Raw genomic sequence first — 20,487 nt, 5'->3', positions numbered from 1 at the left:
CAAGAGCGGTGCTCTCGTCCGCGACTGGTGCTCGCAGATGTGGCACCCTGGTGCCCATGAGCGCTCCCGTCACCGCCCGCGCCCGCGTCCGAGCGGAGCTCACCGCCGCGATCCTCGACGCGGCCCGTGCGCAGCTGGCGAGCTCCGGAGCCGCGGCCCTGAGCCTGCGCGCCGTCGCTCGCGACGTCGGCATGGTGTCGTCGGCGGTCTACCGCTACTTCGCCAGCCGCGACGAGCTGCTCACCGCGCTCATCGTCGAGACGTACGACGCCCTGGGCGAGGCGGTCGAGCAGGCCGATGCCGCCGCCCGCGAGCGGGGGAGCTCGCCGGGGGAGCGGTGGCTCGCCGCCGCCCGCGCCTTCCGGGCCTGGGCCGGAGCACACCCGCACGAGTTCGCCCTGGTCTACGGCTCACCGGTACCGGGGTACGCCGCCCCCCGCGAGACCGTCGCGCCCGCGGTTCGCAGCACGCTCGTGCTGGTGCGCATCCTCGGCGACGCGGCCGCGTCCGGCGCGCTCGCCGAGCTGCCCTCCCCGCTGCCCGTGAGCCTGGCCTCGGAGGGGATGCTCGCCGTCGCCGCGCCCGCCGTCGGGGAGGGGGTGGACCCGGGGGAGCTGCGGGCGCAGTGGGGCGACCTGCCCGAGCGCAGCCTCGTGCTCATGACCAGCCTGGTTGGCGCCTGCACCGCGGAGCAGTTCGGGCACCTCGTCGGCACCGTGACCGACGTCGACACGTGGTTCGACGCGGCGGTGCGGTGGGTCGCGGCGACGGCGGGGCTCGTCGTGCCGGAGCAGGGCGGCTAGGGCTGCAGGCGCAGGCGCTGCGCGAGCGCGGAGCCGGTCGCGACCCAGACGTCGAGCGGCGCCTGCCGCCACGCGCGGGTCCAGCCCTTCTCCTGCAGCTGCGCGTCGCTGAACGGCACGCCGTTCTGCCCGGTCGGGCCGGTCGGGGTGATGACGAGCACGTCGAAGCCGGGGAAGGCGCTCGCGAGGACGTAGCTGCGGAAGCACTGCTGCTTGAGCTGGGAGGCCGTCGTGGGGGAGGTGTAGTCGTGCCCGAGCGCCCTCACCCTGCTGTCGAAGGCGGTCGCCCCACCGCGCGGCTCGTAGCGGTAGTAGGTCCCGAGCACGCGCGCCGCCCGGCACTCGAGCAGCACGCCGTCCGGCTCCTCGTCGTGCAGCCAGGTGCGCAGCCGGGACCAGGAGACGTCCTCGCTGGTCGTGGACGAGACGTCGTCGGAGGCGGGGACGGCGTACCACGCCAGGGCGCCGACCACGGCGGCCGCGACGACCACCCTGGCAGCCGGGCGGGGGAGCCACGAGACCAGCCAGCGCACGGTCGAGACCAGCACCAGCGCACCGCCGACCAGGGCGAGCGGGACGAGCGGCAGCCAGTAGCGCAGGATCCCGATGCGCAGCGACGGCGTCGCCGGGTGCAGCACGCCGCCCAGCAGGGTCAGCCCCAGCCAGAAGCACGCGACGTGCAGGGCCGGCGCCAGCGCGACGCGCCGCTGGCGGTGCAGCAGCACCGGTCCGGCGACGGCGAGCACGGTGAGCACCACCACCGTCGTCCCGCGCGGGACGGTCGTCATCGCGTCCGCGAACCCGCGCCAGGCGTCCGCCCGCGTGGTCGCGCCGCCGCCGTCCGAGCCGTGCCCGGCCGCCTCGGTCCAGCGCGCGAGCGGCTTGCCGTACGCCCGCTGGTCGTTCCACAGCTCGAGCCCGAAGCAGGCGAGCACGGGCACGACGCCCCAGAGCCACCGCCGCCACGGGATCCCCAGCGCGATCAGTGCGCCGAGCACCGCGGGGAAGGCGAGCACGGCGTACTCCCGGCAGAGGTACGCCCAGCCCAGCGCGAGCCCCGCGAGCACGAGCCACGGGGCCTGCCGGCGGGTGCGCGAGGCGGCGGCCAGCGCGGCGTACGTCGTGGTGAGCAGCGCCGCGCACGGCACGTCCGGCAGCAGCTGCCAGGAGGTGAGCACCGCGCCGCTGCTCGTCTCGACGAGCGCGGGCAGCGCGACGACGGCGACCGTCGCGGCCACGGCGACCGCGCGGCCGCCGAGCAGCCGGGCGAGGACGTACGTCGCGGCGACGAGCAGCGCGCCGGTGACCACCGGCCAGGCGTAGAACGCCCACTGCCCGGGGCCGAACCAGTCGATCGCCAGCCGCGCGGGCAGCAGCGAGCCGATGCGCATGGCGTGGTGGTTCGGGGTGCTGCCCACGTCGGGCCAGGAGCGGGCGAAGTCGTAGACGTCGCTCGCGTCGCCCCAGTGCGGCGCGGGGCGCACCAGCCACTGCACCCGCAGGTGCACGGCCACCGCGACGACGACGAGCAGCAGGTCGACCCCGCGGCCGAGCAGTCGTCCCTGCGGGTGCGGGTCGCGCGCGTGCCGGCCCCGGGCGGTCTGCGCGAGGACCGTGGTCATCCGCGCGTCACGGCCCGGGCTGGACCGGCCCGAGCGGCACCCGAGCCAGGGCGGCGACACCGCTGACCGCCGTGACGTCCGGCCGCCGGCGGGCGAGCCGCCAGACCGTCAGCGCGGCGTCCCGGTCCACGGCGACGGCGACGTCGGCCAGGGCGAGCAGCGCGCGCGCCTCCGGTGACGAGCCCGCCGTCCGGGCGAACCCGATGCTCGGGGGGACGACCTGGCCCGTCGCCCGCGCCAGCAACCGCGCGGGCAGGGAGGTCGCGCCGCTGGGTACGGCCCCGCTCATCGTCAGCCGCTTGCGCAGCCGCCGCCAGCGCCAGCCGAGCGCGGCCTGCACGCGGCCGGCGGCGGCGGGCAGGGCGGGGAGGCTGCCGCCCGGCGGGCGGGGAGGGGCGAGCGGTGCTGCCGTGCCCGGCAGCACGACGGCACCGCCGGTCGCCGCGATGGCCGCGCGCAGCTCGTCGTCCAGGGCGCGCCAGCTGACGACGTCGGCCCGGGCGCCCGCGGCCGCGACCCCCTGCAGGGCCTCGAGCAGCGGCCCCCGCGCGAGGCGCGGTCCGCCGAGGACGAGCACGACGCGCAGCGTCACGACGCCACCGCCGTCTCCTGCTGCACCGAGGCGAGCAGGGCGGCCACCCGCGGGTCGAGCTGGCCCTCGCGGGTGAACTGCCGGCCGAACTCCACGCACTGGCGGCGGACCTCCTCGCTCGCCGTCAGCGCGGCGTCGGCGGCGGCGCGCAGGGCCGCGGCGACGTCGGCCGGCTCGAGCGAGGCGCACGGGAACCACAGCGGGTAGTCGCGGACGACCTCGGTCGCGGCGTTGCCGGGGTCGTGCACGGAGACCACCGGCAGCCCGGTGGCGAGGTACTCGTAGACCTTGCCGGAGGTGACGTAGGTCCCCGTGCCGAGCACGAGCAGGAGCACGTCGAACCCGTCGTACGCCCGCCGGACCTCCGCCTTCGGCACCGGCCCCCGGTAGTCCACGCCCGCGTCAGCGCCGGCCGCGATCGCCGCCTGCACCGCGGGGAGCGGCGCGTTGTGGCCGATGTAGCCGTGCAGGGCGACCGTCGAGCGGCGCAGCACCTCGCTCGACTCCCGGGCGAGCCGCCAGCCCTCGACGAGCTCGGTGACGGGGACCTGGCGGGAGATCGTGCCGATGTAGCCGAGCACGAGGCCGGCCTCGGGGTCGGGCCGCCGCTCGACCCCCTCCGCGACGAAGGCGCGGTCGTAGCCGTTGGCGACCACGTGCAGCTTCGCCGCGTGCTCCGGGTGCTCGGCCGCCTGCCGGGCGCGGATGGGCTCGTTGACGAACCACACCTCCCGCGCGCCGGCGAGCACCCGCTCCTCCCAGCGGCCCTCGCGGGACTCCGGCGTGTGCAGGACCTTGCCTGTGAAGACGTCGAACGACCAGGCGTCGCGGTAGTCCGCGACGAACGGCACGCCGAAGCGGTCGTGCAGGTGGAGCGGCGCGGTGAAGGCCACGTGCGGGTTGGCCGTCGCGACGACGAGGTCGACGGGGCGCTCGCGGTGGATCCGCTCCGCGGCCTGCTCGATCACCGGCCGCCACGGGCCGTAGGTCGGCTCCGGGAACGGGCGCTGGTCGAGCGTGCGCCGCAGCCGCGACCACGCGGGCGGCGAGACCGCGCGCAGCAGCGACCACTCCCGGAGGTCCGGCTCCAGCGCGGGCCAGGTGAAGGGCACCCGCTCGACGCGGATGCGCGGGTCGACCTCGGGCTCCAGCGAGGCGTCGACGCCGGTGTAGCGCTCGAAGACCTCGCGCTCGCAGGTGAGCACCGTCACGTCGAAGCCCCCGCGGGCGAGGGCGTTGGCGGTCGCGAGCGCGCGGTAGGTCCCGCCGCTGCGGCACGGCGGGAAGCCCCACGCGACGTACAGCACGTGCGGCCGCTGCCCCATCCCGCTCCTCCTGCTCGACCGGCCGGCTGCTCGCCCGCTCCGCCGCCCGAGCGTAGCGGCGACGGCCGTCGGTCCCGGTGCAGGTCGCCGTGGCGGGGGGACGGTGACCGCCAGGGGGGCAGTGCGCCTCGCCCCGGGCGCAAGTGCCCTGTCCCGGGAGCGGAGCGTTCCGTACGGCGTAGTGGAGCAGAGCGCTCCGCTCCCGGGAGAGACCTGGCTGCCGCTCGGAGCGCGAGCCGACGGGCTCGCGAGGATCTGTGGATGACGGGCCCCTGGTGCGCCCTGTGGACGGTCGCGCGCGGCCGCGCAGCGGGACGCCTAGCGTCGCGGAGTGGCTGCGCAGACGTGGGGATGGACGGGCGAGAGCACGCGGGCGGCGCTCGTCCGCGCAGCCCGGTCGGCACTGCTCGAGGACGCGCGGGCACCGGTGCGCGAGGTCGTGCGGCGTGCCGGCGTGGGGAGGAGTGCGTTCTACACCCGGTGGGACGGGCGTGAGCAGATGGTGGAGGAGGTGCACGCGTCCGCCGCCGCTGCGGTGCACGCCGCCGCCGTGCGCTGTGCCCACCCCGACTGGTCCGGCCGCGCCCCGCGCGGACTGCTGGGCCTGCTCGAGGAGCTCGCCCACGGAGGGGACGTCGCCCTCGCCGTGCGGCTGGAGCCGCACGTGCCGGGCGGAGAGCGGGTCGTGCGCGAGCTGGGTGGAGCGCTGGAGCTGCTGGTCGAGGACGGTCGTCGGCGCGGCGAGCTGCGGGCGGACCTGGCCCTCGACGACGTCCTCGCGCTGCTGCCCGCGCTCGCCGGGCTCTCCGGTGCCTCGGGCGCCCCCGGTGCCCCCGCGGAGGTGCGCGAGCGCGTGGTGCGGCTGCTGCACGACGCCCTGCGCCCTCGTGGCGGAGGTCCTCCGGCGGCCGCGCCCTGTTAGCCTCGCTGACCGGTCCGCCTCCGCTCGAGCGCCCAGGAGTCCTGCGCCGCATGCCGCACACCAACGTACGGATCCAGCCGTCCGCGGACGTGGACGAGCGCGCCGAGATCGGCGAGGGCAGCAGCGTGTGGCACCTCGCGCAGGTGCGCGAGGGGGCCGTGATCGGCCGCGAGTGCATCGTCGGGCGCGGCGCGTACGTCGGGTCCGGGGTGCGCCTGGGCGACCGCTGCAAGCTGCAGAACTACGCCCTCGTCTACGAGCCGGCCGTGCTCGAGGACGGCGTGTTCGTCGGGCCCGCCGTCGTCTTCACCAACGACCACTACCCCCGCTCGGTCGCGCCCGACGGCTCGCTCAAGCGCGGCGACGACTGGGAGGCCGTCGGCGTGACGGTCCGGCAGGGCGCCTCGATCGGGGCCCGCAGCGTCTGCGTCGCGCCGGTGACGATCGGGCGCTGGGCGCTCGTCGCCGCCGGGGCCGTGGTGACGAAGGACGTGCCCGACTTCGCGCTGGTGGCCGGGGTCCCGGCCAAGCGGCTGCGGTGGGTCGGGAAGGCCGGCGAGCCCCTCGAGCCGGCGGGCGAGGGGCGCTGGCGCTGCCCGCGCACGGGCGAGGGCTACGTCGAGCACGACGGCGTACTGTCCGAGGACGCGACGTCCGACGGACCCGGCGAGACCGAGGAGGGCGCATGATCCCCGCAGCCAAGCCGATCATCGGCGACGAGGAGCGCGCCGCGGTCGACCGGGTGCTGGCCACGGGGCAGCTCGCCCAGGGCACCGAGGTCGCGGCGTTCGAGCAGGAGTTCGGCGACCAGGTGGTCGGCGGGCGCACGTGCATCGCGGTCAACAGCGGCACCAGCGGGCAGCACCTCGGCCTGCTCGCCGCCGGCATCGGCCCGGGCGACGAGGTCATCGTCCCGTCGTTCACCTTCGCCGCCACGGCCAACAGCGTCGCGCTGACCGGCGCGACCCCGGTCTTCGCCGACATCGAGGCGGGCTCCTTCTGCCTCGACCCGGCCGCCGTCGAGGCCGCGGTCACGCCGCGCACCAAGGGCGTCATGCCGGTGCACCTGTACGGCCACCCGGCCGACATGACGCGCCTGCAGGAGGTCGCCGACCGCCACGGGCTCATGGTCTTCGAGGACGCCGCGCAGGCGCACGCCGCCTCGTGGCAGGGCCGTCCCGTCGGCAGCTTCGGGACGTTCGCGATGTTCAGCCTCTACCCGACGAAGAACATGACCTCCGGCGAGGGCGGCATGGTGGCCTGCGAGGGCGACGTCGCCCGCCGCGTCCGGCTGCTGCGCAACCAGGGCATGGAGAAGCAGTACGAGAACGAGCTCGTGGGGCTCAACAACCGCATGACCAACATCCACGCCGCCATCGGCCGGGTGCAGCTGACCAAGCTCGCCGGCTGGACGAAGCAGCGGCAGGACAACGCGCGGTTCTTCGACGAGTCGATCGAGGGCGTCGGCCTGCCCCCGGTGGCCGACGGCGCGACGCACGTCTACCACCAGTACACGATCCGCGTGCCCGGGGACCGCGACCGCTTCGCCCAGGCGCTGCGCGAGGAGCACGGCGTCGGCTGCGGCGTCTACTACCCGATCCCCAACCACCGGCTGCCGTCGTTCGGCCTCGAGCTCGACCTGCCCGAGACCGAGCGCGCGGCGCGCGAGGTGCTCTCGATCCCGGTGCACCCCTCGCTGTCGCAGGACGACCTCGAGACGGTCGTGGCCGCGGTCAACGCGTGCGCGAAGGCCGGCGCCTGATGGCCGCGGTGCTCCGCGCCGGGCTCATCGGGCTCGGCATGATGGGCCGGCACCACGCGCGCGTGCTGCGCTCGCTGCCGGGCGTCGAGCTCGTCGCGGTCGCGGACCCGGGCGGCGACCCCCACGGCGTGGCCGGGCCGCTGGCCGTCCTCGGCAGCGTGCAGGAGCTCATCGCGACCGGCGTCGACCTCTGCGTCGTGGCCGTGCCGACCCGCTTCCACGAGGACGTGGCGCTCGCGCTGGCCGAGGCGGGCGTGCACACGCTCGTGGAGAAGCCCCTCGCTCCCGACATCGACGCCGCCAAGCGGATCGCGACGGCCTTCGAGCAGGCCGACCTCGTCGGCGCCGTGGGCCACATCGAGCGCTTCAACCCCGCGCTGCAGAGCCTGCGCTCCCGGCTCGAGCACGGCGAGCTCGGCGCGGTCTACCAGGTGGCGACGCGCCGGCAGGGCCCGTTCCCCAACCGCATCGCCGACGTCGGCGTCGTGAAGGACCTCGCGACCCACGACATCGACCTCACCGCGTGGGTCACCGGGCAGGAGTTCCGCTCCGTCGCGGCGCGCACCGCGCACCAGAGCGGGCGCGAGCACGAGGACCTCGTGGCGGCGGTCGGCACGCTCGCCGACGGCACGATCACCAACCACCTGGTCAACTGGCTCTCGCCGATGAAGGAGCGGGTGACGATCGTCACCGGCGAGCAGGGGGCGTACGTCGCCGACACCCTCACCGCCGACCTGACGTTCTTCGCCAACGGCACAACGCCGACCGCGTGGGACTCGATCGCGAAGTTCCGCGGGGTCAGCGAGGGCGACGTGGTCCGCTTCGCGATCGCCAAGCCCGAGCCGCTGGTCACCGAGCACACGGCGTTCCGCGACGCGGTGCTCTCGCGCGACGTCTCCGGCGTCGTCACCATGCGGCAGGGGCTCGCCACGGTCGCCGTGGCCGAGTCGATCATCCGGTCCGCCGACACCGGCGAGACCGTGGCCGTCCCCCAGGTCTGAGCGAGGTCCGGCATGGCTCCGCAGGGACCGGCAGCGGCCCCGCACGTCGTCATGCTGGTCAGCAACGACGTCGCGACCGACACCCGGGTGAAGAAGACCGCACTGGCCGTGGCCGCGCTCGGCCTTCAGGTCACCGTGCTCGGCATCACCAGCGACGCCGGCCCGAGCGTCGCGCAGCTCGGACCCGTCACCGTGGTCCGCGTCCCCGTCGACTACCGGCTGCGCGAGGCCCGGCGCGCCCGGCGCGAGGCCCTGCGCCGCTGGCGCCCACCGGTCGGCTACCCCGACCGGGACGCCCGGCTCACCGCGTGGTCGCGCGTGCGCGTGGTCGCCCGCTCCGGCCGCGCGGCGTCCGGGCGGTTGAAGGCGGCGCGCGCCGCGGGATCACCGGCCGTCCCCGAGGCGGCCCGCGCCTACGCGCTGCGGGCGGCGGTCGTCGGCGGCGGGTTCGTCGTGAAGGCCCGCTCGAAGGCCGGCAGCGAGATCGACCGCGCCGCGCGCAAGGGCTGGCGGGTCTGGGACGGCGCCTGGCACCGCACGCCGGTCGCCGCGTCCTGGCGGCGCGCGCTGCCCGAGGTCGGCGACTACGAGCTCGCCATGGGACCCGTGCTCGACCTGCTCGCCCCCGACGTCATCCACGCGCACGACGTGCAGGTCGTCGGCATCGCCGCGGGCGCGGCCGACCGGGCGCTGCTGGCCGCGCAGCCGCGTACGGTCCCGTGGGTCTACGACGCCCACGAGTACGTCCGCGGCCTGTCGCAGTACGGCGGGCGCACCCGACGGGTCGTCGCCGCCTGGGCGGACCTCGAGGCGGAGTTCGTCCGCTCGGCGGCGCAGCTCATCACGGTCTCCGAGCCCATCGCCGACCGGCTGCAGCAGGACTACTCGCTCCCGCGGCGCCCCGCCGTCGTGCTCAACATCCCGTCGGCGAGCGCGGCGGCCCGCCGCGGCGGCCCCTCGCTGCGCGCCGCCTGCGGGCTCGGCGCCGAGGTGCCCCTGCTCGTCTACAGCGGCGGCGTCACGAAGGCCCGGGGCGTCGACACGGCGATCGCCGCGCTGCCCCACCTGCCCGGCGTGCACCTCGCGGTCAACTGCGTCCCGCACAGCCGCACCCTCTACGTCGACCGCCTCCGCGAGCAGGCCGCCGAGCTCGGGGTGGCCGACCGCGTCCACTTCGTCGACCCGGTCCCGCCGGGCGACGTCGTGGGGTTCCTGTCGAGCGCCGACGTCGGGCTGGTGCCGATCCTGCACTACCCCAGCCACGAGATGGCGATGACGAACAAGCTCTTCGAGTACGTCCTGGCCGGGCTCCCGCTCTGCGTCAGCGACGTGCGCACCCAGGCGGAGTTCGTCACCGCCAGGGGGCTCGGCACCGTGCACCGCGCTGAGGACCCGCTCGACCTCGCCCGCGCCGCCCGCGAGGCGCTGGACCAGCGGGAGCGCTTCGTCGCGGCCGTGTCCGACCCGGCGCTGCGCGCGGAGTTCTCCTGGGAGGGCCAGCGCCGCCACCTCGCCGAGGTCTACGCCGCGGTCCTCGGCCGCCCGCTCGCCGACACCGCCGAGGTCGTCGACGAGTCGGTCCCGGAGCAGCGCGTCGCCCTGCGCGACTACGCCCGTGCCGACGTGTTCCTCGGGGACGACGCGGAGGTCGGCCTGGCCGCCGGCGCCGACGGCCCGGTCGCGGAGGAGCAGCCGGCGGACGACGCCGTCGCGCAGGGCTAGGCCGTGCTCGCCAGCGTCTGGGACTGGCTCGCCCGCGCGTACGAGCGGGAGATCGACCGCCCCGGCAAGGAGCCGCTCCTCCTCCTGCTCGCCGGGCTGGTCGCGGGCTTCGGCGGGATCCGGACGAGCACGCGGCTCATCCGCTCCGGGACGCGCTGGTGGTTCGGGAACGTGCGGATGGGGGGCGTGCACGTCCACCACGCGGTCTTCGGCGTGGTGCTGCTGCTCGTCACGGGGGCCCTGGGCTTCACCGTCCCGGAGCCGGGGCACGTGCGCGGCATCCTCGCGCTCGCCTTCGGGGTGGGGGCGGGGCTCGTGCTCGACGAGTTCGCGCTGATCCTCCACCTCGAGGACGTCTACTGGACGCGCGAGGGCCGCCGCTCGATCGACGCCGTCATCGTCGCGGTCGTCCTCGGCGTCATGCTCGTCGTGGGGGCCAACCCGTACGGCGTGACGGCGGTCGGCGACCGCGAGCTCACCACCCGCTGGGCCGTCGTCGTGCTCGTCGTCGTCAACCTGCTCTTCACCGTCGTCACCGCGCTCAAGGGCAAGCCGTGGCTCGCGCTGCTCAGCCTGTCGGTGACGGTCGTGGGCATGGTGGGGGCGCTGCGCCTCGCGCGCGCCGGCAGCCCGTGGGCGCGGTGGCGCTACGCCGACCGCCCCCAGCTGCTCGCCGCCGCGCAGGTGCGCGACGAGCTGTGGGAGCAGCGCAAGCAGCGCTACGTCACGCTGCTCGCCGGGGCGCACGACCTCGCCCCCCGGCACCGGCCGCACCTGTAGTGCCAGCGCCCGCGCTCCACTCAGGTGGAGCAGTGCGGGCGCCGACTCCCCCTGCATGACCGCTCCCCAGCCCCTCGTCCGCTCGCTGGTGCCGGAGTCCGCACCGGTCGAGCTGGTGGCGTACTACGACTCCTTCGCGGAGTACTACCGGCAGTGCGAGCTGCAGACGAAGCGGTGGTACGTGCGCACCGTGCAGCCGGACTGGGTGCTGCTCGACGTGGGCGCGAACGTCGGCGTCTACAGCGCGCTGTTCTCCCGGCTGGCGCCGCAGGGGCACGTCCACGCCTTCGAGCCGACGGCGACGAGCGCGCTGCTCCGCGCCAACCTCGCGCACGCGGGCGCCACCAACGTCACCGTGCACGAGGTGGCCGTGGGCGCGAGCACCGGCGTGCAGGAGGAGCCGATCTACCGCCTCTGGGGCCAGGACCCCGAGCGGCAGGCCTACCCCTTCACCACGATCGACGCGTGGGTGGCGGCGCAGGGCCTCGACCGGCTGGACGTGCTGAAGATCGACGTCGACGGCTTCGACCTCGAGGCGCTGCGGGGAGCGGCTGCCACGATCGAGCGCTTCGACCCGTGGATCGTCATCGAGCTCAACCACGCGCTGCTCACGCGCGGGCAGTCGGTCAGCCAGGCGATGCTCTGGCTGCTCGGCCGCGGCTACACCGAGGCGCTCTGCCTCGACGAGGAGAACTTCGCCTTCAAGCGCTCGGAGCAGGACCCGCGCGGTCCGCGCGACGCGATCGCCGTGCGCTACGACCGCGAGCCGCTGATCCTGCCGCCGGGGCGTACCGAGGAGCCTGTGTCCGGCGTGTTCGCGGGCTTCGCGAACCTGCACAACGGCGCGGCGGCCGAGGGCGACCTGCTGCGCCTGCCGGTCGTGCCGACCGCGGGCGCGCTGACCATCCCCGCCCAGGCCGCGCCGTCCGGGCCGCTGGCGGTCGACGTCGAGCTCGAGGTGCTGGTGGGGCGCGTCAGCGTCGCCTGCCTCGCCGACGAGGCGGACGAGCCGGCGAGCGACGTCGTCACCCTGTCCGCCGCGCCGTACCCGCAGACCGCGCGCGTCCAGCTCGCCGACGGAGCGGCGCTCGCCGCCTTCGCCGTCGCGGCTGACGCCGCCTCGGGGACGGCTGCGGGGGTGCGCCTGCTCGGCCTCGGCGCGACCCGCGTCGTCGAGCACGCCACCACGCCGTCCCCGGTGATGCGCGCCGACACCCGGCGCTTCGCCCTCGACTGCGCGCTGACGCCGCGGGCGCTGCCCGTGCCCGGCCGCGAGATCGAGATCCTGCCGGTGCAGCGCATGGCCGAGGTGCTCGGCTTCGAGCGGGCGTACGTGCCGGAGGTGGCGCGCTACGACTACGACGTCGCGGGCTTCAAGTCCGAGCACGACGAGGCGGGGCTGTTCCGCTACCTCTACTCGCAGCTGCGCCCGAAGCGGCACCTGGAGTTCGGCACGTGGGAGGGCTTCGGCGCGATGCTCTGCGCGGAGTCCTGCGACGCGGAGGTGTGGACGCTCAACCTGCCCGACGGCGAGCGCGACGCGAACGGCTCGACGGTCTACGGCGCGCAGTACCTCCCCGACGACGCCGACGTGCCGCCCCTCGGCGTCGCGGGCGACGCGGGCGACCGCATCGGCTGGCGCTACCGCGCCGCGGGTTACGGCGACCGCGTGCACCAGATGCTGCTCGACAGCCTCGAGCTCGACGTCCGCGAGTTCGGTCCGGGCTTCTTCGACAGCGCCCTCGTCGACGGCGGCCACACGCCGGACGTGGTGGGGCCGGACACGGACAAGGCCCTGCACCTCGTGCGCTCCGGCGGTGCGGTGATCTGGCACGACTTCTGCCCCGACCCCGGGGTGCTCGAGGTCTCGCCCGCAGGCCGCGGCGTCATGCAGGCCTGGGTGGAGAACCACGACCGGTGGCGCATCCAGCTCAAGGGGCTGTACTGGCTGCGCCCGAGCTGGCTGCTCATCGGCATCAAGGCCTGACGGGAGCGCTGGAGGTAGAGGACCGCCGCGGCGGGTAGCGGGAGTCGCATGGACTCCTCCGCTCCCGGCTGGCCGCGCCGCCTGCGCCTCGCGCGCCACGGGGAGAGCACCGGCAACCTCGCCGACCGCGCCGCGCACGAGGCGGGTGCCTCCCGGCTCGACCTGGACGTGCGCGACGCCGACGTCCCCCTGAGCGACGCCGGACGCGCGCAGGCGCAGGCGCTCGGCGCGTGGCTCGGGGAGCAGCAGCCCGCGCCGGACGTCGTCCTCTGCTCGCCGTACGCGCGGGCGCGCTCGACCGCGGAGCTCGCCGTGCGCGCCGCCGGTCTCGAGCTCGTCGCGGAGCGCGACGAGCGGCTGCGCGAGCGCGACCTCGGGGCCTTCGACGGGCTGACCTCCGCGGGCGTGCGCGAGCTGCTGCCCGACGAGGCGCGGCGGCGCGAGCGGCTCGGCAAGTTCTACTACCGCCCGCCGGGCGGGGAGGCGTGGACCGACGTCTGCCTGCGGGTGCGCAGCGTCGTGGAGTCCCTGCGCCTGGACCACGCCGGCGAGGACGTGCTGCTCGTCTCGCACCAGGCGGTCATCATGTGCTTCCGCTTCGTGCTCGAGGGCCTCGACGAGCACCAGGTCCTCCAGCTGGCCTCGGACGAGCCGCTGGCCAACTGCGGGCTGACGACCTACGTCGAGCGCGACGGGGGGCTCCAGCTGCAGGCCTACAACCAGGTGGCGCCGGTGGAGGCCGGCGCCCGGGTCACCGCCGAGCGGGACGCGAGCGCCGATGTCGCTTGAGCCCGGTGTCGTCGAGGTGACCTCCGGCGTCCTGCGCGCCTGGCCGCTGCCCGCACCGGGCGGGTCGAAGGAGGCGCGCGGCCGCACCCTCGTCGTCGGCGGCTCGTCGCGCACCCCGGGCGCGGTGCTGCTGGCGGCCGAGGCGGCCCTGCGCACGGGGGCCGGCAAGCTGCAGATCGCCACCGTCGCCTCCGTCGCCACGGGCATCTCGCTGGCGGTCCCGGAGGCGCTCGTCATCGCGCTGCCGGAGACCGCCGACGGCACCATCGACCCGTCGGGGCTCGCCGAGGTGCTGGAGATCGCCCCCCAGGCCGACGCGGTCCTGCTCGGGCCCGGCATGACCGGCGAGGACGAGACGGCCGCGGTCGTCCGCGCCCTGCTCGACGCCCTCGGGGACGAGGCCGCCGTCGTGCTCGACGCGCTGGCCCTCGCCCCCGTGAGCGCCGACGCCGGCGTGCTGGGCGCGACCGCGGGCCGCGCGGTGCTCACGCCGAACCTCCCCGAGCTCGGCTACCTGCTCGCGCAGGACCCTGACGCCGTGGACGACGCGCGGACCGCGGTCAGGCAGGTCGTCCGGCGCACCGGCGCCGTCGTCACGGGGGGCGGCGCCGAGTCGTGGACCGTGGCGCCGGACGGGCGGACCTGGCACGACGGCAGCGGGGGACCCGGGCTCGGCGTCTCCGGCTCCGGCGACGTGCAGGCGGGGGCGGTCGCGGGACTGCTCGCCCGCGGCGCCGAGCCCGCGCAGGCCGCGGTCTGGGCGACGCACCTGCACAAGCGGGCCGGCGAGCGGCTGGCCGCCGCCGTGGGGACCGTCGGGTTCCTCGCGCGCGAGCTGCCGCCCGAGCTGCCGAAGGTCCTGCTCGAGCTGCAGGGCTAGCCGGCCCGCTCCTCCACAGGCTCTGCAGCCCGCCCGGCCGGCTCCGGGCTCCCGACGAGCCGCGGCTCCAGCAGCAGCAGCGCGAGCGCGGCCAGGCAGAGCACGCTGCCCGCGAGCGGCGTGGCGCGGACGCCCGGACCGGCGACCAGGGCGCCACCGAGCAGCGAGCCGAGCGTGATCCCGACGTTGAACGCCGTCGAGCCTCCCGACGAGGCGGTGTCCGTGCGCCCGGGCGCCACCTGAAGCGCGCGGGTCGAGGTCGCCGCGGCGAGCGACGACCCCGCCGCCCCGCTCAGCACGAGCGCCGCGACGGTGACCAGGCGTGAGGTGCCGAGCGCCCACAGCGCGGCGAGCACCCCGCACTCGAGCGCGACGGGGAGGAGGAGCGCGAGCCGCGGCCGGCGGTCGTACAGCCCTCCGGTCACCGACGCGCCGAGGATGCCCGCCGCGCCGGAGGCGAGGAACAGCACGCTGAGGGCACTGCGCGGGAAGCCGGTCACGTCGAGGAGGAACGGCGCGGCGTACGTGTAGGCCGTGAACATCCCGGTCACCGCCAGCGCGGTCACCCCGAGCAGCACGACGTAGCGGCGCAGGTCGGGCGCGTCCCCGCGGTCGGCGGCGGCAGCGTACGGCGTGGTGCCGGGGAGCAGGGCCGTGACGAGCACGCAGAGCGCGAGGCTCAGCGCGGTGAGCACGCCGAACGCCGCCCGCCAGCCCGCGTGCTGGCCGAGCCAGGTCCCGGCGGGCACGCCGAGGACCGGGCCGAGCGCGCTGCCGCTGAACAGCGTCGCCATCACCCGCCCCCGGCGCTCCGGCGGGAACAGCCCCGCAGCGGTGGCCGCCACGATGCTCCAGAACAGCGCCTGCGACAGCGCGGTGAGCAGGCGGGCGCCGAGCACCGTCGCGTACGTCGGGGCGAGGGCGGTCGCGGCGGAGGAGACGACGAAGACGGCGAGCAGCCCCGCGAGCAGCGGGCGGCGGGGCGCCCGCCGGGTCAGCAGCGTCAGCGGCACCGACGCGAGCACGACCACGGTGCCGTAGCCCGTGACGAGCAGGCCGACCGCGGAGACCGAGCGGTGCAGGTCGTCCGCCATGAGCGGGAGCAGCCCGATGGGCAGCGACTCGCAGGTGACGAAGGAGAACGTCCCGACCGACAGGGCCGCCAGGGCGGCGACGCTGCGGTCCGGCACGCGGACCAGGCTAGGCGCGCTCCGCCAGCGTCGCGACGACTTTCTCGGCCGCCCGGCCGTCGCCGTACGGCGTGGCGCCGGTGTCCGCCGGGCGCGGGCGCGTGACCGCCTCGGCCACGCCGGTGAGGTCGCCGCGCAGGACGTTCCAGCCGAGCTCGACCGTCTCGACCCACTCGGTCTCGGTCCGCAGCGTCGTGCAGGGCACGCGCAGGAGGAACGCCTCCTTCTGCAGGCCGCCGGAGTCGGTGACGACGTGGGCGGCGCCGGCGACCGCGGCGACCATCTGCGGGTAGGGGAACGGCGTCGTCGGGTGCAGCGACCCGGTGCGCAGCTCAAGCCCGAGCGCGCTCGCGCGGGCCACGAGCCGCGGGTGGGCGAGCAGCACCACGGGGAGCGGCAGCCCGGCGAGCTGCTCGACGACCGCGCGCAGGCGGGCGGGGTCGTCGGTGTTCTCGGCGCGGTGGATCGTCGCCACGGCGTACGGGCCGGCGGGGTCGACGCCGTCGGGCAGCTCCGGGACGGTCCCCGCGACGGCATCGCGCACGCGGAGCAGCACGTCGGTCATGACGTCACCGACGAGCACCGCCCGCTCCGCCAGCCCCTCCGCGGCGAGGTGGCGCACGGCGACCTCGGTCGGGGGCAGCAGCAGGTCGGCGGCGTGGTCGGTGAGGACGCGGTTGTGCTCCTCGGGCATGCGCCGGTTGAACGAGCGCAGCCCGGCCTCGAGGTGGGCGACGGGCAGGTGCAGCTTCACCGCGGACAGGGCGCCGGCGAGCGTGGAGTTGGTGTCGCCGTAGACCAGCACCCAGTCCGGGCGGTGCTCCTCGAGCACGGCGTCGAGGGCGCCGAGCATGGCGCCGGTCTGCACGCCCTGGGAGCCGGAGCCGACGCCGAGGTGCACGTCGGGGGCGGGGATCTGCAGATCGGCGAAGAAGACGTCGCTCATCACCGCGTCGTAGTGCTGGCCGGTGTGCACGATGACGTGCTGGTGGCCGGTCCCCTCGAAGGCCTTCGCGACGGGGGCGAGCTTGACGAACTGCGGCCGGGCACCGACGACGCTGAGCACCTTCACGGGACGCCACCCTAGCGGGAGGGCTCGCCCGGATAGCCTCCCTGCGTGGCCGACCCCCTGCAGACCGCCGAGCTCGCCCGCCGCCTCCAGGAGACCGAGGCCGAGCTCGCCCGGGTGCGGACGCGGCTGCGCCGGCTGGAGAGCTCGAGCGCCGTGCAGCTCGCGCAGGCGCTCGTCGCCGGCGCGCGCGACCCGCGCCGCGCGCCCGTGACGGTGCCCCGCGAGGTGGCGCGGCTCGCGAAGCGCTGGCGGGCGCGGGGGAGCAGCGCGCCGCTCCCGCTGGACCCGCCGCCGCCGCCGGCACCGGCCGGGCCCCCGGCCGCCACCGCTGTCCCGGCCGACCGTCTCGCCGCCCGCCTCGCCGAGGAGTACGCCGTGGTGGCCGTCCCGCGCACCCGCCCGGTCGTCGCGGGCGTGCTGCCGCCCTCGGCCGTGGCCGAGTGGCAGCAGGCCGCGATCCTCACGGTCCTGCGACCCGACGACGCGCTCGCCGTCCTCGCGCTCGCCCCGCCCGAGGTGCTCGTGGTCGACGCGTCCGCCGGCGCGAGCGGGCCCTGGGCGCACCTGGGGAGCTGGGCCGCGCCGGAGCGCGAGCGGGCGCTGCTGGCCCTGCTGAGCGCCGCCGGCGAGCTGGGCGCGCGCCGCGTCCTCTGTGGTGCAGCAGGAGGATGGCCTGCGCTGCAGCAGCTCTTCGACGCGGTCGTCGCCGAGTCCGACGCCGCCGCGGTGCTCGCGGGGGCTGCAGCGTGAGCCGGACGACCACTGCCGTCCTGCGCCTCGACGGTGAGCAGGTCTGGCGCGCGGCGCTCGAGTCCGCGGGCGTCACCGTCGTCGACAGCGGGCCGGCGGACATCGTCCTCGCGGGGGAGCGGCAGCTCCCCGAGGTGCAGCAGGAGGGCCTGTGGGACGGGAGGATCTGGGCCGTCGCCGACGGGAGTGCCTCGCCGCTCGACCTCCTGCTGTCGACGCCTCCGAGCATCGCAGCAGCAGCGGGCTCTTCTCGCTGGGTCGTCGCGCCCGACGAGACGACGCGGGGTCTGCTGGACGCCGGATGCGCGGACGTCGCCAAGCGCTCGGTCGTGCTGCCGTGGCGGGAGCCGGACGCGCTGCGGCCGGCGCTCGCCGAGCTGCTCGCGCGCACCTTCCCGCAGCACCAGGCACTCCTCGGGCGCGACAGGCCGCTCAAGGTCGTCGTCGCCGGCCACGCCCTGCACTTCCTCGACGGCGTGCTGCAGGACTGGCGCAACGACAGCGGGATCGAGCTGCGCACCGACCACGTCGCGTCCTTCGCCCGGCAGGACGAGGCGGCGAGCCGCGCGCACGCGGAGTGGGCCGACGTCGTGTTCTGCGAGTGGGCCAGCCCGGTCGCCGGGTTCTACAGCCGCCACAAGCGTCCCGGCTCCCGGCTCGTCGTGCGGCTGCACCGTGCCGAGGTCTTCAGCGACTGGTGGAAGTCCATCGACATCAGGGCCGTCGACGTCGTCGTCTGCGTCAGCGAGCACTACGCGCGCATCACCCGCCAGACCACCGGGTGGCCCGCGGAGAAGGTCGTCGTGGTGCCCAACTACGTCGACGCCGCCGTGCTGGCGCGCCCCAAGCTCCCCGGCGCGGAGCACACCCTCGGCCTCATGGGTGCCGTTCCCCGCCGCAAGCGGCTCGACCTCGCGCTCGACGTCGTGGCCCGGCTGCGCGAGCGCGACGAGCGGTTCACGCTCCTCGTGAAGTCCCGGCCGGTGTGGGACGTGCCCTACGCCTGGCGCGACGAGGAGGAGCGGGCGGCGTACGACGCGGCGCTGCACCGGGTCCGCACCGACCCGCGGCTCGTCGACGGGGTCGTCTTCGACGCGTACGGGCCGGACGTGGGCCTGTGGCTGCGCAAGATCGGGTGGATGCTCTCGACGAGCGACGACGAGAGCTTCCACCTGGCCCCGGCCGAGACCATGGCCTCCGGGGGAGTCCCCGTGCTGCGCGACTGGCCCGGCGTCGAGACGATCTACGACCCGCGATGGGTGACGCCGACGGCCGACGCGATGGCCGAGCGCATCAGCTCGACGGTCGCGGAGGGGCGCTTCGCCGATCTCGCGGCGACCGCGCAGGCCGAGGCGCTCGAGCGCTTCGACCTGCCGCGGGTGACGGCCGCGCTGACCCGCCTGCTCGTCGGCTAGCGGGAGAGGACGCCCGCGGCGGAGAGGTGCGCGGTGACGTCCCCCGCCCCCGTGGTCACGGTGACGTCCCAGCCGCCCGCGGGGCTCGCGACCGCGCTGGCCGAGACCGCGGAGCCGGCCGCCGAGGGGATGACGGCGGTGAGCAGGAGGGCCGAGGTGCCCTTCGTGCTCACCTGGACCGTGCTCGTCGGCGTGTGCTCGTAGAAGTGCTTGGACACCCAGCCCTGCAAGGGCTTCTTCTGCCCACGTACGACCCGCACCGACGCTGCGCGCGCGCCCGGCACGGTGACGGGGAGCACGGTGAGCGTCGTGCCGTCCGCGGTCGCCGCGGCCCGGCCGCCCGCGACGGTGGCGCGGAAGCTCGTCCCGAGGTGCCACAGCTGGGTGTAGGTGTGCGCCGTCCGCGAGGTCAGCGTGTCGGCGACGAGCAGGACGTCCTGCTGCGGCGGCACGAGCGCGAGCATGCTGCGCTGCCGCACGACGCCGCTGTACGCCGCGTCCCGGACCGTGAACGCGCCGTCGGCCGGGTCGGAGGCCGTCAGCCGCGTCGCCGCGCCCTCGTCGAACGCGGCGTCCGCGGTCACGACGTTGTGGGCGGCGGGGGAGAGCAGGTAGTCGCGGTACGCGCCCTTGTCGTAGCCCGCGTGGCCGCCGTCGGCGAGCAGCTGCTGGCCGCGGGCGTAGTAGGTGAGCGAGGTGTGGTCGTCGTGCCCGTGGTAGATCCGGCCCTTGCCGAAGCGCAAGGACCAGAACGACTCCTGGTCGAGCGGCCGGTCGGCGCTGCCCCAGCCGCTGTGGCCGAGGACGTAGCCGCCGTTGGTGCTGTCGTACACGCCCACGAGCCTGGTCGGCCGGGTGCCGGAGCTGCCGCCCGACGAGGCGTACTCCTCCTGCCCGCCGTCCATCCGCCCGCGGAAGAGGTCCTCGGTGTCACCGAGCTGCTCGAGGTGGCCGTCCGGCCGCGTCGCCATCGCCAGGAACGCGTCCGCCGCCTGCAGCCGGGCGCCGAGGGGGCTGGCCGACGCGCCTCCGCAGCTGCGCAGCCGGTCCAGGGTGAGGTCCCAGAGCGTGAGGTTGTAGAACTCGTAGCCCGCCGCCTGCTCGTTGTTGACGCCCTGCCGGTCGAAGACCAGCGCGGCGTGCCGGCCCATGCGGCGGGTGGCCACGGCGTACCAGTCGCGGCGGCCGAGCTCGCAGGCCGCGCCGAGCACCGCGAGGCTCTGGTCGAGCCCGCGGTTGGTGGGGCCGAGCCAGCGGGGCGCGGTGCCGCCCCCGCCCTTCACCGGGTACGTCGCCGAGTCGCCCTTCGCGCTCGCGTCCGTCCCCACGAGGAAGGCCACGTGGCGCCGGATCAGGGCGTCGAGCCAGGCCGACCCGCCCACCGCGTTGCGCATGCAGTCGAGGAACTGCAGGCGGTGCGCCGCGGCGGCGACGGGCGCCCGGTCCGGCCCGTACGGGTCGGTCTGCTCCCAGTGCGGGTGGTCGTGCTCCCAGTCCCGGACGACCGCGACCGCGTGGGCCGTGACCTCGGCGTCGTCGGTCCCACGTCGCCGGTCCGGGTCCTGCGGGTCGTCGGGGAGCCCGACCAGCAGCCACTTGAGCGACTCGAGCCACGTCTCGCCGACGGGCCGAGGGAGGGCTGGCTCCACGTGATGTCGCCGGAGCCGTTGCCCACCCGCCGCAGCGCCTTTCCGGGCGCCGCGAACTCGTCCGCCTCGATCGTGCCGACCGAGTTGCCGACCGTGCCGTCGAGCCCGGCGTCGCCGAGGCAGGCGAAGCCGCCGAGGGGAGCGGCCGACGCCTGCGCCGGCGCGACGAGCGCACCGACGAGGAGCGCGGGCGCGAGCAGCAGCGCGGGGGTGCGCGCACGGGTCC

At 76.0% G+C, this 20,487-nt stretch carries 18 protein-coding genes; 12 read left to right on the top strand and 6 right to left on the bottom strand.

The genetic code is table 11. From position 1 onward, the window contains the following. Nucleotides 1-56: 56 nt before the first annotated feature. Nucleotides 57-803, top strand: coding sequence for a TetR/AcrR family transcriptional regulator (locus EV189_RS09860; RefSeq protein WP_130492704.1), 747 nt, complete (start codon nucleotides 57-59; stop codon nucleotides 801-803). Here EV189_RS09860 and EV189_RS09855 read toward each other — a convergent pair. Genes EV189_RS09855 through EV189_RS09845 form a run of 3 tightly spaced genes read right to left on the bottom strand, consistent with a single transcriptional unit; the run spans nucleotide 800 to nucleotide 4,342 of the window. Next, nucleotides 800-2,425 carry a glycosyltransferase family 39 protein gene (locus EV189_RS09855; RefSeq protein ID WP_130492703.1) on the bottom strand — a complete coding sequence of 542 codons (1,626 nt, stop codon included), beginning with the start codon at nucleotides 2,423-2,425 and terminating at the stop codon, nucleotides 800-802. The genes EV189_RS09860 and EV189_RS09855 overlap by 4 nt on opposite strands. A gap of 7 nt (nucleotides 2,426-2,432) precedes the next feature. Continuing rightward, entirely contained in the window at nucleotides 2,433-3,017 is a 585-nt protein-coding gene (locus tag EV189_RS09850; RefSeq protein ID WP_130492702.1) for a hypothetical protein, read from the bottom strand. Next, a complete protein-coding gene (locus EV189_RS09845) occupies nucleotides 3,014-4,342 on the bottom strand; it encodes a glycosyltransferase (RefSeq protein ID WP_130492701.1) in 1,329 nt (442 codons plus the stop codon). The genes EV189_RS09850 and EV189_RS09845 overlap by 4 nt, the downstream gene beginning before the upstream one ends. Before the next feature lie 331 nt (nucleotides 4,343-4,673). Between EV189_RS09845 and EV189_RS09840 the strand changes: the two genes are divergently transcribed. Genes EV189_RS09840 through EV189_RS09800 form a run of 9 tightly spaced genes read left to right on the top strand, consistent with a single transcriptional unit; the run spans nucleotide 4,674 to nucleotide 14,185 of the window. After that, on the top strand, nucleotides 4,674-5,264 hold the full coding sequence (locus EV189_RS09840) for a TetR family transcriptional regulator (RefSeq protein ID WP_130492700.1): 591 nt from the start codon (nucleotides 4,674-4,676) through the stop codon (nucleotides 5,262-5,264). A gap of 50 nt (nucleotides 5,265-5,314) precedes the next feature. Next, on the top strand, nucleotides 5,315-5,953 hold the full coding sequence (locus EV189_RS09835; protein WP_130492699.1) for an acyltransferase: 639 nt from the start codon (nucleotides 5,315-5,317) through the stop codon (nucleotides 5,951-5,953). Continuing rightward, complete coding sequence (locus tag EV189_RS09830; RefSeq protein WP_130492698.1) at nucleotides 5,950-7,026, top strand: DegT/DnrJ/EryC1/StrS family aminotransferase; 1,077 nt, start codon at nucleotides 5,950-5,952, stop codon at nucleotides 7,024-7,026. The genes EV189_RS09835 and EV189_RS09830 overlap by 4 nt, the downstream gene beginning before the upstream one ends. Continuing rightward, nucleotides 7,026-8,027 (top strand): Gfo/Idh/MocA family protein, encoded by a 1,002-nt coding sequence (locus EV189_RS09825; RefSeq protein WP_130492697.1) that lies wholly within the window; start codon nucleotides 7,026-7,028, stop codon nucleotides 8,025-8,027. Before EV189_RS09830 ends, EV189_RS09825 begins: the two co-directional genes overlap by 1 nt. Before the next feature lie 12 nt (nucleotides 8,028-8,039). Next, the gene (locus tag EV189_RS09820) at nucleotides 8,040-9,749 is read left to right on the top strand and encodes a glycosyltransferase (RefSeq protein WP_130492696.1); all 1,710 of its coding nucleotides are present in this window, start codon (nucleotides 8,040-8,042) and stop codon (nucleotides 9,747-9,749) included. A gap of 3 nt (nucleotides 9,750-9,752) precedes the next feature. Continuing rightward, the gene (locus tag EV189_RS09815; protein ID WP_130492695.1) at nucleotides 9,753-10,529 is read left to right on the top strand and encodes a hypothetical protein; all 777 of its coding nucleotides are present in this window, start codon (nucleotides 9,753-9,755) and stop codon (nucleotides 10,527-10,529) included. A 55-nt stretch (nucleotides 10,530-10,584) separates the two neighbouring features. Then, nucleotides 10,585-12,516, top strand: a complete 1,932-nt coding sequence (locus EV189_RS09810; protein WP_130492694.1) for an FkbM family methyltransferase — start codon at nucleotides 10,585-10,587, stop codon at nucleotides 12,514-12,516. A gap of 48 nt (nucleotides 12,517-12,564) precedes the next feature. Continuing rightward, nucleotides 12,565-13,305 (top strand): histidine phosphatase family protein, encoded by a 741-nt coding sequence (locus tag EV189_RS09805; RefSeq protein WP_130492693.1) that lies wholly within the window; start codon nucleotides 12,565-12,567, stop codon nucleotides 13,303-13,305. Continuing rightward, nucleotides 13,295-14,185, top strand: coding sequence for an NAD(P)H-hydrate dehydratase (locus EV189_RS09800; RefSeq protein WP_130492692.1), 891 nt, complete (start codon nucleotides 13,295-13,297; stop codon nucleotides 14,183-14,185). The genes EV189_RS09805 and EV189_RS09800 overlap by 11 nt, the downstream gene beginning before the upstream one ends. Here the strand turns inward: EV189_RS09800 and EV189_RS09795 are convergent. Continuing rightward, entirely contained in the window at nucleotides 14,182-15,375 is a 1,194-nt protein-coding gene (locus EV189_RS09795) for an MFS transporter (protein ID WP_165400224.1), read from the bottom strand. The genes EV189_RS09800 and EV189_RS09795 overlap by 4 nt on opposite strands. A gap of 10 nt (nucleotides 15,376-15,385) precedes the next feature. Then, entirely contained in the window at nucleotides 15,386-16,447 is a 1,062-nt protein-coding gene (wecB, locus tag EV189_RS09790) for a non-hydrolyzing UDP-N-acetylglucosamine 2-epimerase (protein ID WP_130492690.1), read from the bottom strand. A gap of 45 nt (nucleotides 16,448-16,492) precedes the next feature. On the opposite strand from wecB, the gene EV189_RS09785 reads away from it, so the two are divergent. Beyond that, nucleotides 16,493-17,197: a hypothetical protein gene (locus EV189_RS09785; protein WP_130492689.1), complete on the top strand. Its 705-nt coding sequence runs from the start codon at nucleotides 16,493-16,495 to the stop codon at nucleotides 17,195-17,197. Then, the gene (locus EV189_RS09780; RefSeq protein WP_165400223.1) at nucleotides 17,194-18,612 is read left to right on the top strand and encodes a glycosyltransferase family 4 protein; all 1,419 of its coding nucleotides are present in this window, start codon (nucleotides 17,194-17,196) and stop codon (nucleotides 18,610-18,612) included. Before EV189_RS09785 ends, EV189_RS09780 begins: the two co-directional genes overlap by 4 nt. Here EV189_RS09780 and EV189_RS09775 read toward each other — a convergent pair. Further along, nucleotides 18,609-20,261 carry a heparinase II/III domain-containing protein gene (locus tag EV189_RS09775; RefSeq protein WP_130492687.1) on the bottom strand — a complete coding sequence of 551 codons (1,653 nt, stop codon included), beginning with the start codon at nucleotides 20,259-20,261 and terminating at the stop codon, nucleotides 18,609-18,611. The genes EV189_RS09780 and EV189_RS09775 overlap by 4 nt on opposite strands. Between the last annotated feature and the right edge of the window lie 226 nt (nucleotides 20,262-20,487).

This window comes from Motilibacter rhizosphaerae (assembly GCF_004216915.1).
Classification (GTDB): Bacteria; Actinomycetota; Actinomycetes; order Motilibacterales; family Motilibacteraceae; genus Motilibacter; species Motilibacter rhizosphaerae.
Note: the sequence above shows the minus strand (reverse complement) of the source record. Positions and strands in the feature narration are given on the sequence as shown.